The organism is Ruegeria sp. HKCCD3925 (genome assembly GCF_057221175.1).
Genome location: NZ_JBWVBI010000004.1, coordinates 332,720 through 346,490, shown reverse-complemented (window position 1 = coordinate 346,490; position 13,771 = coordinate 332,720). Strand labels below are relative to the sequence as shown.

Genomic DNA, 13,771 nt, shown 5'->3' with positions numbered 1-13,771 from the left:
CCTTTCGCTGGACAGCCTAATTTGAGGTCAGCGTTATAGCAGCGCGCGCCTCAGGCTCAAGCCGGGGTCTGAGACCCAATAGCGGCGCCACCCGTCCAATCAGTTCGGCAGCAACGGGAACGGCAGTCCAACCCGCCGTGCGGCGCTTTTCGCCATAGGCCACGATGGACGGTTCATCCAGCGTGACGATTAGCACATATTTCGGATCATAAGCCGGGAAGATGGTGGCGAAGGTGGCAATCACCTTGTCCTCATAGTACCCGCCACGCGGCTTGGGTTTATCGGCAGTACCGGTTTTTCCCGCCACGTCGTACCCTTTGACATCACCAAAGCTGGCGGTGCCATCCGTGACCACTTTGCGTAGCATATTTTGCGCCTGCTTGGCGGTGTTTTCGGACATCACGCGAGGACCGTATTGCGGGCCATTGCGGCGCAAGATCGTGGGGCTGACATAGTACCCGCCATTGGCAATCGCTGCGTAACCAGCGGCCAGATGCATGGGGCTGGTCGAAAGGCCGTGGCCATAAGAAATCGTCACGGTGCTCAACTCACCCCATTTCTTGGGCTTGAGCGGTTGCCCGCCCTTGGCCTCGACAATCTCGAATGGGGTTGGGTCGAACATGCCCAGCGCGTTCAGAAAATCCTGTTGCCGGTCGGCCCCGATTTGCAAGGCCAGCCGCCCGGTGCCTCGGTTCGAGCTGTACTTGATTACATCCGAGACACTGATCTCACCATAATTCTTGCCGTTAAACTCGCCGATCGGGAAGCGCCCGATTTTCATCGGGCCGGAAGTGTCAATGATGGTGTTGGAGTTCACCAGACCTAGCTGCACCGCCTGTGCGGCGGTGAAGATTTTGAACACCGAACCCAGCTCATAGACACCCTGTACGTAGCGATTGAACAGCGGGCTGTCCGAGGGATCAAAGCCCGAGGTCGGGGGGCGCGGACGGTCATTGGGGTCAAAAGACGGCAACGACGCGGCCGAGACGACCTCGCCCGTATGGGCGTTCATCAGAACCGCCGAGGCTCCTTTGGCGTTCATGATCTTCATGCCGCCATAAAGCACCTGTTCTACCGCCGCTTGAACGGTCAGATCCAGCGACAGTTGCAGCGGCTTGTTGCCGTTGGCCGGGTCGCGCAGATAGCCGTCGAACTGTTTTTCGACACCAGCTACGCCGATCACCTCGGCTGCGCTGACACCTTCGCGGCCAAAGCCCGAGCCGCCCAGAATATGCGCCGCGAGTTTGCCATTGGGATATAGCCGCATTTCGCGCGGGCCGAACAGGATGCCGGGATCTCCGATGTCATGCACCGCCTGCTTCTGCTCGGGCGAGATGCGCTTCTTGATCCACAGGAATTTTCGCTTACCGGTGAAGTCTTTGACCAAACGCTCTTTTTCCAGATCAGGGAAAATAGCGACCAGTTGCTCGGCTGCGGCGATCGGGTCAATCATCAGCGGTGGCTGCGCATAGACAGAATAGGTGTCCAGATTGGTCGCCAGAATACGGCCTTCGCGATCCACGATATTGGCGCGCTGCATGGCGATGGAGGCACCCGGCGCACTTGCCAATGGTTCTTGCGCCTCGGATGTCGCCAGAACGCCCATACGAAAGCCTACGACCGAAAAGGCGCAAAAGAAGAAAAGACCCAACACCAACAGGCGGCCCTCGGCGCGCGCGCGGGCGCGGTCTTTCATGTCTTCGTGGCGTTTGCGGATGTTCTCTCTCTCAATCGCCTTGGGGTTTTCACCTTTTGCACGGGCGTCGAGGATTCGGGCCAGAGGGCGAAGTGGTGTACGGGTCATGGAACCTGTACCTCGATCAGTGCCTGAATGTCAGTGACGTCCTGTATTTCAAGCGGGTCGACGATGGGCAGATCCGGGTCCTCGCCATAGGAAATCTGATCGGCGCGACCAAACTGCTCAGCCCGCAGAGGCAGCAAGCTGAGACGTTCGAAATTCAAGTCCGCCAGCTCACGCAAACGATCAGGCCGGTTTAGATAGGCCCATTCAGCATTCAGCACGGCGAGTCGCGCCTGCGCCATACCAATCTGGCCTTGCAGCGACTGCGTTTCCTTCAGCACCTGCTGCGTGCGGTAGTTCTCTTGATAAGCCCAAAGCGCCAGCCCGAACACGGATAGTGCAGTCAACACATACAGAATACTCTTCATCTTGCCCTTCCCCCCAATTGCGGCATGCCGATGGCCCGGGCCTCAATTTCCCCTGCCGGGGCATCCGTTCTTATCGCGACACGCAATTTTGCCGAGCGTGCACGTGGGTTTTCTTCAAGTTCCTGCTCATCCGGCCCAACGGCCTTGCGGGTCTTGAGTGTGAATTGCGGCTTCTCCTGCTCCATCTCAGGCGCATAACGGTTGGCGCGTCCGGTTTTGCCCGCGCGCGATTGGAAGAACCGCTTCACCATCCGGTCTTCTATGGAATGGAAAGTCACAACGGCCAGTTGCCCCCCCGGCTTCAAAGCGCGCTCGGCGGCCATAAGCCCCTGAAACAGTTCTTCGTATTCTGCGTTCACCGCGATCCGTAGCCCCTGAAAGCTGCGCGTCGCCGGGTGCGATTGGCCCGGTTTGGGGCGCGGCAGGCAGGATTCGATAATCTCGACCAGCCGCAGAGTTGTTTTGATCGGTTCTTCGGCCCGCGCCTTGACGATGGCCTTTGCTATACGACGACTGGCGCGTTCCTCCCCGAAATGGAACAGGATGTCGGCCAATTGCGTCTCGGTTGCCGCATTCACCAGATCAGCTGCGCTTTCACCATCTTGGCTCATCCGCATGTCCAACGGACCGTCTTTCATGAAGGAAAAACCGCGTTCAGCCTGATCCAACTGCATGGATGAGACACCAAGGTCCAGCACCACGCCATCCAGGTCCTTTGCATAATCATCCATGCGAGAGAACACGCCCTGCTGCATCACCAGCCGGTCACCATATTCCCCAGCCCAGTCAGCGGCCATTTCAAATGCCAGTGGGTCGCGATCGACGCCAATGACTTTCTCGGCCCCGGCCTCCAGCAATGCACGAGTATAGCCGCCTGCGCCGAATGTGCCGTCCAGCCAGGCACCGGATACCGGCGCCACAGCGGCCAGCAACGGGCGCAGCAGTACGGGGATATGAGGTTTGTCCGATGAGGTCTGAGCGCCGGCCATGCCGTCACCCATCCCCGATGCCATCGAGATACTGCATCGGATCGAAATCATCCGGCAGATCGTCCAGCCATTCCTCGGTCGTGGCCAGTTCCTCGGCCTCGTATGTCTCGGGCTTCCAGATCTGGAAGGTATCACCGGCGGCGATAAAGAACGCCTCGTTTTCAAGGTCGATCTTGTTGCGCAGCTTTGCGGGCAGCACCAAACGACCCGTTTCGTCCACATTGGTCGGGAAGGACTGACCATGGAACATCCGCTGAAGCATCCGACGCTGCATCGAGCCACGTGGCAGCGCATCGATCTTGGCATCCACCTCGTCGATCGCTTCCATGGTGTAACATTCAAGGTATTTGCGGCGGTGGTCGCCATAGACAATCACGAGTTCAGGATTGTCACCGGGTTGCCAGCTGGGGTCCGAGGCCTCAAGCACACGACGAAACGAGGCCGGGATCGAGACCCTGCCCTTCGTATCCACCTTATGCTGGCTTTCGCCTCTAAACCTGCGCGCCAAGACGACTGTCCCTTTCGCTTGCGCCCCACCTCAAAATTCACGTTCCCCCGGAAGTAAAACGGCGGGTTGATCTGCTGCCACTGATCAACCCGCCGCATTGACCCGCTTTGCGGGATGTCCAGCTGCGCGCGCCACCTGGGGGGATGTCTGCTCGCCCGCGCGCCGGATCTGTTAAGTGATGAAAGCGAGATGCCTGTATGAAACCTGTTTTTGTATTTTTGGTTCGGGGTCGTTTGGCGCCCCTTAACTGTCCTCGCCCTCATCGGGTACACAAGGGATGCCATGGGAATTCATGGAAATCAATAGGAAATTTGCATATGGAGGCCTGATGCAGGCTTCAGATCAAGACTAATACAATCGAAACTTGGATCAAATATGCCACAAATTGTGCCCCTGATGATCACCAACACTAAATATGTAAGAATTGACGCCTAAATTATTCCTCCCATGAATTCCCAATAATTTTCAGAATTATGGATTATTTGGCGCAGACACTCATGAATGACAGCCGAAGAGGACGAATCGCGGTCCCTTTACAGGGCCTTTCCCATAGTCGCCCCATGCTTTCCCATAGCACCATCACCCCAGGCGCTGGACCTGCCGTGAGAAGATTTGCCCCTCTTGAGTTGACACAACATGCCCAAACAAACACCAATTCCGCTCAATAGATAAGCGGTCACCATCACAGGGTCTGGACACACGAAACGTCAACCACACGTGAAAACCAGTATTTTAAAGGCGATTATTGGGGCGTACCGGATTATCCTGCCAATCCATGCATTTGCTGCATAGCAGCATTGACGACGCGAACTATTGTGCAATCGCAGCATTTGCCTATCTTCAGTCTCAAGCAAACGCCGGACGATGCCGGCAACAGTAAGAATGAACGGATCATGAAGATGGCAGTCGCAAGCACACAAACGGCTCTGAAAGGCACACCGGCAAATGGAATCTCAACGCTGGTTGAGACCGTGAAAACCCGGGTTGCTCGTTATCGCCTGTACCGTCAGACAGTCAACGAATTGTCGGGACTGTCAGATCGGGAATTGGCTGATCTGGGCTTGCACCGCTCGATGATCCGCCGGCTGGCCCAACAGGCCACCGAAGAGCAGATCGCGCGGTAAGCGCAACAAGAACACCGAGATCAGGTCCGTCTTCCTCCCTTTCGGACCTGTATTTCAGCGGCAGCGTCTCTCCTCCTCCCTGACGTTGCCGCACCTAATACCGGCCCTGACCGCCGGAACCTGATACATCGGGGCTCTCCTCCTCCCTGCTTCGATGTTGAAAGCGCGCGGCGACGTCTTCCTCCTCCCTGACGTCGCCGCGTCTTCCTCATACCGGGATCAAACCCGGGTTCGGATACATCGGGGCTTCCTCCTCCCTGCCCTGATGTAGAAAAGAACGGCGGTTCCCCTCCTCCTCCCTGGGAACCGCCGTTTTTCGTTTTTTGCGCACAAGATGTAGGCTGGGGTCGTGAACGCTTTGTCAGGAGTCTCCCATGGCCGCTTATTTCATCGCCCAGATTTCCATTCATGACCCGGATGGGTACCAGAAATACCTCGAAGGATTCATGCCGATCTTTGACCGGCATGGCGGAAGGCTTCTAACCGTATCCTCAAAACTCGTTGAAGTGATCGAAGGCAGTTGGGAAGAAGATGGGGTCGTCCTGATGGAGTTTCCGGATATGGCTGCCGCAAACGCGTGGAAGGACGATCCGGACTATGTCGAATTGGCCAAGATCAGGCAAAAAACGGCGACGGCGAATCTTGTGCTGGTCGAAGGGTTGTAAGCTTCAGAACGGCACGTCATCCTTGTTGGTCAGAAAGCGCGAGACCACTTTCTTCACCCCTGCCTTGTCGAAATCGACCTCGACTTTATCACCTTCGATGCCGATCACTGCGCCATAGCCGAATTTCTGGTGAAACACTCGCTCGCCCAGCGTAAAGCTGGCCACGGCGGTCGCATCAATCACAGTATTCCGGCTTTCTTTTGGCTGAGACATGCCATATTGCCCCTGCCGCGCCTGCATCCGCTTCCAGCCCGGAGAGTTATAGACATTCGCCTCGGCTGCGCGGGTTTCGATCCCGGCTGCCTGCTGACCACCACCATAGAGCCCCGGAGGTGTCAGCACTTCCACATGATCTTCGGGCAACTCATCAATGAACCGGGACGGCATCGAATTCTGCCATTGTCCGAACACCCGTCGGTTGGCTGCAAAGGAAATCGTACAGACTTCTTCTGCGCGGGTAATACCGACATAGGCCAGCCTTCGTTCTTCTTCGAGGCCTTTGAGACCGGATTCGTCCATCGAACGCTGAGAGGGGAACAATCCATCCTCCCACCCCGGAAGGAAAACCGCGGGAAACTCCAGCCCCTTGGCCGCGTGCAGCGTCATGATCGAGACTTTGGCCCCGTCGCTGTCCTGCTCGTTATCCATCACCAGACTGACATGCTCCAGAAACCCTTGCAGGTTTTCGAAATTGTCCAGCTGATTGACCAGTTCTTTCAGGTTTTCCAGCCGCCCCGGCGCCTCGGGCGTCTTTTCGTTCTGCCAATGCGCGGTATAGCCGGATTCGTCCAAGACGATCTGCGCCAGCTCGATATGCGAATGCTCGGGCGCGCCGTATCGGATCGGTGAAACACCGTCATCAATCACCGTATCATCGTCCACCTCGATCCGAGGCCCGCGCGTCATTGCATTCCACCGCGCCAACCCGTCGATCAGTTCGCGCAGCGCCTTGCCACCCTTGCCCTTGATCAGGCTGTTATCGACCGCGATCCGCGCCCCTTCGACCAAAGACACGCCATTCTCGCGCGCCACCACCTGAATCGTTTGCTGCGCCTTGTCGCCGAGGCCGCGTTTGGGTGTGTTCACGATCCGCTCGAAGGCCAGATCATCCTCGGGGCTGACCACCAGCCGGAAATAGGCCATGGCATCGCGAATCTCCATCCGCTCATAGAATCGAGGGCCGCCGATCACCTTGTAAGGCAGACCGATGGTTAAAAACCGATCCTCAAACGCCCGCATCTGGTGTGAGGCCCGTACGAGGATCGCCATCTCATCGAGGTTCATCGGCCGCACGCCGCGTGTACCGCCCTGCATCGCGTCGATCTCTTCCCCGATCCAACGCGCTTCTTCCTCGCCATCCCAATGGCCGATCAGTCGGACCTTTTCACCCTCTTCGCGGTTGGTCCAAAGCTCTTTGCCCAAGCGGCTTTCATTGCCACGAATGACGTTGGACGCAGCGGCCAGAATATGCGGGGTCGAGCGATAGTTCTGCTCCAACCGGACCACATGCGTTCCGGGAAAATCTTTTTCGAACCGAAGGATGTTATCAACTTCGGCACCGCGCCAGCCATAGATCGACTGGTCGTCATCACCAACGACGCAAATGTTTTTGTCGTCATTTGTTAACAGGCGCAGCCAAAGATATTGGGCAACGTTGGTATCTTGGTACTCGTCAACAACAATGTACTTAAACCAATGTTGATATCGTTTTTGAACGTCCTTGTGGGTCCGAAAGATCGCAATCATGTGCAGCAAAAGATCACCAAAATCCACTGCATTGAGTTCTCTTAAGCGAGTCTGATACTGGTCGTATAACGCCACACCCTTGCCGTCAAAAGCGCTCGCATCCGCCACCGGTACTTGCTCGGGTGCAAGGGCACGGTTTTTCCAATCATCAATATGCCCAGCCAACAATCGTGGTGGCCAACGTTTTTCGTCAATATTCGCGGCCTGAATAAGTTGCTTGAGCAAACGTAATTGGTCATCCGTATCCAAAATTGTAAAATTCGATTTCAGATCAACCAGTTCCGCATGGCGACGCAATAACTGGGCACAAATCGAATGGAAAGTGCCCATCCAAGGAATAGGCTCCCGAACACCATAAGGAAGCTCCGCCATCCTCCTTTCCATGTCTTTGGCTGCCTTGTTCGTGAAAGTCACCGCTAGCACTTCGTTGGATCGTGCAAGTCTATTCCTGATTATGAACGCAACTCGGGACATCAGTGTCCTAGTCTTTCCCGTTCCAGCGCCCGCCAAGATTAGAACTGGCCCTTTTAGATGCATAGCGGCTTCGCGTTGGACCGGATTGAGAAAATCCAATTCCAACTCGTTGCGAGGCATCGCCCGCGCCGACAGCGATGCGCCTTCGAAGGCGTCCATTTCGTCAAAACTGCTCATGCCGGTAAACTACGCCGGATGGGCGCGGAGGGAAAGGGTTTGTTCACGGCTTGTTCGCTCAAATCAAATAGAATCATCCCTCCAAAGGGCGCAGCGAGGATATTCGGAGAAACGGGCATTATTTGCTCTTTCCCACGGGGGATTGATGCCGCAATGCAGCATGTGCAATAAGTTTGCGCAAAAGGGCGGCGTTTGCGAGCGTTAACATGCCGGTTCTACCCAGAACTACATATGTACGTGGCCGTATTGTCCGCCTATGCACAAGGCCACAGCCATTAAGACCGGGACCTGAAATGACAGACTTCAAGAAAATCCTGATTGCCAATCGCGGCGAGATTGCCATCCGTGTGATGCGGGCAGCCAACGAGATGGGCAAGCGCACCGTCGCGGTCTTCGCCGAGGAGGACAAGTTGGGCCTGCACCGGTTCAAGGCGGATGAGGCCTATCGCATTGGCGCAGATCTGGGACCGGTTGCGGCGTATCTGTCGATTGACGAGATCATCCGGGTGGCCAAAGAAAGCGGCGCAGATGCGATCCACCCTGGTTACGGTTTGCTGTCCGAAAACCCGGATTTCGTGGATGCCTGCGTTCAGAACGGCATCACCTTCATCGGACCCAAGGCCGAGACCATGCGCGCGCTTGGCGACAAGGCCAGCGCTCGGAAAGTGGCGATTGCCGCCGACGTTCCGGTTATCCCGGCGACCGAGGTGTTGGGTGACGACATGGCAGCCATCAAGGCCGAGGCAGCCGAGATCGGCTATCCGCTGATGCTGAAAGCGTCTTGGGGCGGTGGCGGACGCGGGATGCGCCCGATCCTGTCCGAGGATGAGCTGGAAGAGAAAGTGCTGGAAGGCCGCCGCGAAGCCGAGGCCGCCTTTGGCAACGGTGAGGGCTATCTGGAAAAGATGATCACCCGTGCCCGCCATGTTGAGGTACAGATTCTCGGCGATAAGCACGGTGAGATCTACCACCTCTATGAGCGCGATTGTTCGGTCCAGCGCCGCAACCAGAAGGTCGTGGAACGCGCGCCTGCCCCGTACCTGACCGAAGAACAGCGCGCCGAAATCTGCGAGCTGGGCCGCCGTATCTGCGCCCATGTGAACTATGAATGCGCGGGCACCGTCGAGTTCCTGATGGATATGAACACCGGCAAGTTCTACTTCATCGAAGTGAACCCGCGCGTGCAGGTGGAACACACTGTCACCGAGGAAGTCACCGGCATCGACATCGTGCAGGCTCAGATCCTGATCGCCGAGGGCAAGACCCTGACCGAGGCCACCGGCAAGGCCACGCAGTCCGACATTCGCCTGAACGGCCACGCGCTGCAGACCCGCGTGACCACCGAGGACCCACTAAACAACTTCATCCCCGACTATGGCCGCATCACCGCCTATCGCTCGGCCACCGGCATGGGCATCCGTCTGGATGGCGGCACCGCTTATGCAGGCGGTGTGATCACGCGGTATTACGATTCGCTGCTGACCAAGGTGACCGCTTGGGCCCCAACGCCAGAAAAGGCGATTGCGCGGATGGACCGTGCGCTGCGGGAATTCCGTGTGCGCGGTGTTTCCACCAACATCGCATTTGTCGAAAACCTGCTAAAGCACCCGACTTTCCTGTCGAATGAATACACCACCAAGTTCATCGATGAGACACCGGACCTGTTCCAGTTCAAGAAGCGCCGCGACCGGGGCACCAAGGTTCTGAACTATATCGCCGACATCACTGTGAACGGGCATCCCGAAACCAAGGACCGCCCGATGCCGCGCCCCGACCTGAAAGAGGCCAGGCCCCCCGCGCCCAAGGCCGAACCGCAGATGGGCACCCGCAACCTGCTGGAGCAAAAAGGCCCGCAGGCGGTTGCTGACTGGATGAAGGCGCAGCGTCAACTGCTGATCACCGACACCACCATGCGCGACGGGCACCAGTCGCTGCTGGCAACCCGGATGCGCTCGATCGATATGATCAAAGTAGCACCCAGCTATGCTGCGAACTTGCCGCAGCTATTCAGCGTCGAATGCTGGGGCGGTGCAACCTTCGATGTCGCCTATCGCTTCCTGCAGGAATGCCCTTGGCAGCGCCTGCGTGATCTGCGTGAGGCGATGCCGAACCTGATGACCCAGATGCTGCTGCGCGGGGCGAACGGGGTTGGCTATACCAACTATCCCGATAACGTGGTGCAGGAGTTTGTGCGTCAGGCGGCCAAGGGTGTCGACGTGTTCCGCGTGTTCGATTCGCTGAACTGGGTCGAGAACATGCGCGTCGCCATGGATGCTGTGATCGAAAACAACAAGATCTGTGAAGGCACCGTTTGCTATACCGGCGATATTCTGGACCCGGACCGCGCCAAGTATGACCTCAAATACTATGTCGGCATGGCCAAGGAACTGCGTGACGCGGGCGCACATGTGCTGGGCCTGAAGGATATGGCGGGGCTTCTGAAACCGGCCTCCGCCAAGATCCTGATCCGGGCGCTGAAGGAAGAGGTCGGGCTGCCGATCCACTTCCACACGCACGACACCGCTGGCATCGCCAGTGCTACCATTCTGGCCGCCTCCGAGGCCGGTGTGGACGCGGTGGATTGCGCGATGGACAGTTTCAGCGGCAACACCTCTCAGGCAACGCTCGGCACCGTGGTCGAGGCGTTGCGCCATACCGAGCGAGACACCGGGCTGGACATCAAGGCCATCCGTGAGATCAGCGACTATTTCGAGGCGGTGCGTGGCCAATACGCGGCCTTCGAGTCCAGCCTGCAGGCACCGGCCTCCGAGGTATATCTGCACGAAATGCCTGGTGGTCAGTTTACCAACCTCAAGGCACAGGCGCGTTCGCTTGGACTGGAAGAGCGCTGGCACGAGGTTGCTCAGATGTATGCGGACGTGAACCAGATGTTCGGCGATATCGTCAAGGTGACGCCGTCGTCCAAGGTGGTCGGTGACATGGCACTGATGATGGTCAGCCAGAACATGACCCGTGCGCAGGTCGAAGACCCTAACACTGATGTCGCCTTCCCCGACTCGGTGGTGGACATGATGCGCGGCAATCTGGGTCAGCCTCCGGGCGGGTTCCCCGATACAATCATCCAGAAGGTCCTGAAGGACGAGGCCCCCAACACCGAACGCCCCGGCAAGCATGTCGAAGCGGTCGATCTCGAGGCCACCCGCGCCGATTTGTCCAAACAGCTTGAGGGCAAAGAGATCGATGACGAGGACCTGAATGGATATCTGATGTATCCCAAGGTGTTCCTCGACTATATGGGCCGTCACCGCACTTATGGCCCGGTCCGTACTCTCCCCACGCGTACCTTCTTTTACGGCATGGAGCCGGGCGAGGAGATCACCGCCGAGATCGATCCAGGCAAGACGCTGGAGATTCGCTGTCAGGCCATCGGCGAGACGGACGAGAATGGCGAGGTTCGCGTGTTCTTCGAACTCAACGGTCAGCCCCGCGTGATCCGCGTGCCGAACCGTTTGGTGAAAGCATCAACCGCTCAGCGGCCAAAGGCCGAAGTTGGTAACCCCAACCATATCGGCGCGCCAATGCCGGGTGTCGTTGCAACTGTTGCCGCTGTCACAGGTCAAGAAGTCAAAGAAGGCGATCTGCTGCTGACCATCGAAGCGATGAAGATGGAAACAGGTATCCACGCCGAGCGCGACGCGGTGGTCAAGGCCGTTCACGTCCAGCCCGGAGGTCAAATCGACGCCAAGGATCTGCTGGTCGAACTGGAATAACCGGTTTAGCCTTCTAAGCTAATAAGGGCCGTTCGGGGAACCGGGCGGCCCTTTCAACATCAGGAGGCCGCATGCTGACCATCACCCCGATCTACGCCGCGTTGATCGCATTTCTGTACGTCGCACTCAGCGTGAATGTCATTCGGCAACGCCGGGTGGGCAAAATATCGGTCGGGGATCATGGCGACAAGGCCATGATCAAGGCAATGCGAACGCATGCGAACTGCGCCGAATACGCTCCCTTTGCTTTGCTGCTTATCGCCATGGTCGAACTGCAAGATGCTGGCGGCTGGCTTGTGAACCTGCTGGGGATGTTACTTTTGGCGGGCAGGCTTCTGCACGCTTATGGTTTTGGCAAGACCCCACAGATCATCATCCTGCGCCAGATCGGAATGGGTCTGACCTTTACGACTATATTGCTGGCGGCCATGGCGAATCTTGTTCTGGCTGTATGAGAACGTTTAGCCCGTCAAAACCTGCGTTTCGATCAAAGGAGCTTGCGGAAGGCTAGGCTGCGCCTCTGCCAGTGTTTCATCGCTCTGACTGTAGATCACGGTGGTAAGAACAATCAGCGCCGCCAATGCCGCCATTTTAATGTCTGCAATATCTTTCATTTCCTCTGCCCAATCCCTTATTTCGTTCATTGCTATATCTCTTGAACACCGCAGCCCCGAATTTCCGTCGAAAGATTTTTTGCTGTTTTTTGTGTTTTTCCGCTTGCAGCCTCGTGTGGGAATTTATACATCCCTCCTCACTCAACGGCGCGGGCGTAGCTCAGGGGTAGAGCATAACCTTGCCAAGGTTAGGGTCGGGCGTTCGAATCGCCTCGCCCGCTCCATTGAGAGGTCTACGGACCATATAAGTATCTGATGCGGGCGTAGCTCAGGGGTAGAGCATAACCTTGCCAAGGTTAGGGTCGGGCGTTCGAATCGCCTCGCCCGCTCCAGATACCAAACTCTCCGAACATGCTGGTTCTTTCGCGATTGCTGCGGCATCTTTGCTGCACATGAAATTACGACGGAGATGCGGGTATGTCCGATTACATCATTCGCGCCTTAACAGCAGACGAACTTCAAACCGCCGTTGATTGGGCGGGTCAGGAAGGCTGGAACCCCGGGCTGCACGACGCGGTCTGTTTTCGCAGTTCGGACCCCGAAGGGTTCAAGGGCGGTTTCCTGGACGGCCAGATGATCGCGTCCGCATCCGCCGTGAACTACGATGATGCCTACGCATTTCTTGGCTTCTACATCGTGCGCCCCGAGTATCGCGGCTCGGGATACGGATTGCAGGTCGCCGAAGCGGTCAAGGCACATTGCCAGGATCGTAACATGGGCATGGATGGTGTGGTCGAACAGCAGGACAACTATCGGAAATTCGGTTTTGAACTGGCGTATGACAATTATCGATTCGCGGGCACCGTCGGCGGCATCCTGGATGCCCTGGGTCGCGTGGAGGACACTCGGGTTCGTCCAATCAACGCACTAACCGATGATCTAAAGTCGTATGACCGAGGCCTGTTCCCCGCCGCGCGCGACACGTTCTTGCGCGGCTGGTTGGAGGCACCCAGCCACGTTTCGCGGGTGTTTGAGGAAAATGGACGGATCAAAGGCTATGCAACGTTGCGGCGCTGCCTGAGCGGGTACAAGGTCGGGCCTCTGTTTGCCAACAATCCACAAATCGCGCAGGCGCTTTTGGTTTCCCTTCTGACGACGCTACCCGCCGATCAGGCAAAGGCCGAGGTATTCATCGACAAGCCTAATCCAAACGCACAAGCCATGGAATTGGCCAAACAGTTGGGGCTGACCAAGGTATTTGAAACGGGGCGCATGTATTCCAGTCACGCGCCAGACATCGACCTTGACCGGATATATGGCATCACGACGTTTGAACTGGGCTAGAACGCCTTGAACGTCATCGTGGTCAGCGAGCGTTCGATATTGGGAATCACCAGCAGGTTTTCGTTGATGAAATGGCCCACATCCTCGGTTTCGGGGATGTAGAGCTTCAGCAGCAGGTCGTATTCGCCGCTTGTGGAATACAATTCGGAATGGATTTCACGCAGCGCGATCTCTTCGGCGACTTTGTAAGTGGTGCCGGGTTTACAACGGATCTGGATGAAAACGCAGGTGGACATGGGCCGGGCCTTGTTGGTTCGTGTTGCCCGCAGGCTGGCACGGGCCGCGCCCAG

At 57.2% G+C, this 13,771-nt stretch carries 12 protein-coding genes and 2 tRNA genes; 7 read left to right on the top strand and 7 right to left on the bottom strand.

Annotation, left to right across the window (positions count from 1 at the left end; genetic code table 11):
* Window positions 1–16: 16 nt before the first annotated feature.
* Genes AC2TEM_RS11865 through mraZ form a run of 4 tightly spaced genes read right to left on the bottom strand, consistent with a single transcriptional unit; the run spans window position 17 to window position 3,630 of the window.
* A complete protein-coding gene (locus AC2TEM_RS11865; protein WP_170420814.1) occupies window positions 17–1,804 on the bottom strand; it encodes a peptidoglycan D,D-transpeptidase FtsI family protein in 1,788 nt (595 codons plus the stop codon).
* Window positions 1,801–2,169: a cell division protein FtsL gene (gene ftsL / locus AC2TEM_RS11860; protein WP_170392057.1), complete on the bottom strand. Its 369-nt coding sequence runs from the start codon at window positions 2,167–2,169 to the stop codon at window positions 1,801–1,803. The genes AC2TEM_RS11865 and ftsL overlap by 4 nt, the downstream gene beginning before the upstream one ends.
* Window positions 2,166–3,158, bottom strand: coding sequence for a 16S rRNA (cytosine(1402)-N(4))-methyltransferase RsmH (rsmH, locus tag AC2TEM_RS11855; RefSeq protein ID WP_170422402.1), 993 nt, complete (start codon window positions 3,156–3,158; stop codon window positions 2,166–2,168). The genes ftsL and rsmH overlap by 4 nt, the downstream gene beginning before the upstream one ends.
* 4 nt (window positions 3,159–3,162) lie before the next feature.
* Entirely contained in the window at window positions 3,163–3,630 is a 468-nt protein-coding gene (gene mraZ / locus AC2TEM_RS11850; protein ID WP_480439182.1) for a division/cell wall cluster transcriptional repressor MraZ, read from the bottom strand.
* A 935-nt stretch (window positions 3,631–4,565) separates the two neighbouring features.
* Here mraZ and AC2TEM_RS11845 point away from each other — a divergent pair.
* Both AC2TEM_RS11845 and AC2TEM_RS11840 read left to right on the top strand, forming a co-directional pair.
* Window positions 4,566–4,790: a DUF1127 domain-containing protein gene (locus AC2TEM_RS11845; protein WP_170392061.1), complete on the top strand. Its 225-nt coding sequence runs from the start codon at window positions 4,566–4,568 to the stop codon at window positions 4,788–4,790.
* Window positions 4,791–5,164: 374 nt separating this feature from the next.
* Window positions 5,165–5,455, top strand: coding sequence for a DUF1330 domain-containing protein (locus AC2TEM_RS11840; protein WP_170420812.1), 291 nt, complete (start codon window positions 5,165–5,167; stop codon window positions 5,453–5,455).
* Window positions 5,456–5,458: 3 nt separating this feature from the next.
* Here the strand turns inward: AC2TEM_RS11840 and AC2TEM_RS11835 are convergent, their stop codons facing one another.
* The gene (locus tag AC2TEM_RS11835; protein ID WP_170420810.1) at window positions 5,459–7,852 is read right to left on the bottom strand and encodes a UvrD-helicase domain-containing protein; all 2,394 of its coding nucleotides are present in this window, start codon (window positions 7,850–7,852) and stop codon (window positions 5,459–5,461) included.
* Between the two features lie 293 nt (window positions 7,853–8,145).
* Between AC2TEM_RS11835 and AC2TEM_RS11830 the strand changes: the two genes are divergently transcribed.
* Both AC2TEM_RS11830 and AC2TEM_RS11825 read left to right on the top strand, forming a co-directional pair.
* A complete protein-coding gene (locus AC2TEM_RS11830) occupies window positions 8,146–11,583 on the top strand; it encodes a pyruvate carboxylase (RefSeq protein ID WP_170420808.1) in 3,438 nt (1,145 codons plus the stop codon).
* A gap of 71 nt (window positions 11,584–11,654) precedes the next feature.
* On the top strand, window positions 11,655–12,038 hold the full coding sequence (locus tag AC2TEM_RS11825; RefSeq protein WP_170420806.1) for an MAPEG family protein: 384 nt from the start codon (window positions 11,655–11,657) through the stop codon (window positions 12,036–12,038).
* Window positions 12,039–12,044: 6 nt separating this feature from the next.
* On the opposite strand, the gene AC2TEM_RS11820 is transcribed toward AC2TEM_RS11825, so the two are convergent.
* On the bottom strand, window positions 12,045–12,227 hold the full coding sequence (locus AC2TEM_RS11820) for a hypothetical protein (protein WP_170609008.1): 183 nt from the start codon (window positions 12,225–12,227) through the stop codon (window positions 12,045–12,047).
* A gap of 119 nt (window positions 12,228–12,346) precedes the next feature.
* Between AC2TEM_RS11820 and AC2TEM_RS11815 the strand changes: the two genes are divergently transcribed.
* The 3 genes from AC2TEM_RS11815 (at window position 12,347) to AC2TEM_RS11805 (ending at window position 13,481) form a co-directional block, all read left to right on the top strand.
* Window positions 12,347–12,421, top strand: a tRNA-Gly gene (locus AC2TEM_RS11815).
* 33 nt (window positions 12,422–12,454) lie between these two features.
* A tRNA-Gly gene (locus AC2TEM_RS11810) sits at window positions 12,455–12,529 on the top strand.
* Window positions 12,530–12,614: 85 nt separating this feature from the next.
* Window positions 12,615–13,481 carry a GNAT family N-acetyltransferase gene (locus tag AC2TEM_RS11805; RefSeq protein ID WP_170420804.1) on the top strand — a complete coding sequence of 289 codons (867 nt, stop codon included), beginning with the start codon at window positions 12,615–12,617 and terminating at the stop codon, window positions 13,479–13,481.
* Here AC2TEM_RS11805 and AC2TEM_RS11800 read toward each other — a convergent pair.
* Window positions 13,478–13,717 (bottom strand): Lrp/AsnC family transcriptional regulator, encoded by a 240-nt coding sequence (locus AC2TEM_RS11800; RefSeq protein WP_170325761.1) that lies wholly within the window; start codon window positions 13,715–13,717, stop codon window positions 13,478–13,480. The genes AC2TEM_RS11805 and AC2TEM_RS11800 overlap by 4 nt on opposite strands.
* Window positions 13,718–13,771: the final 54 nt, after the last annotated feature.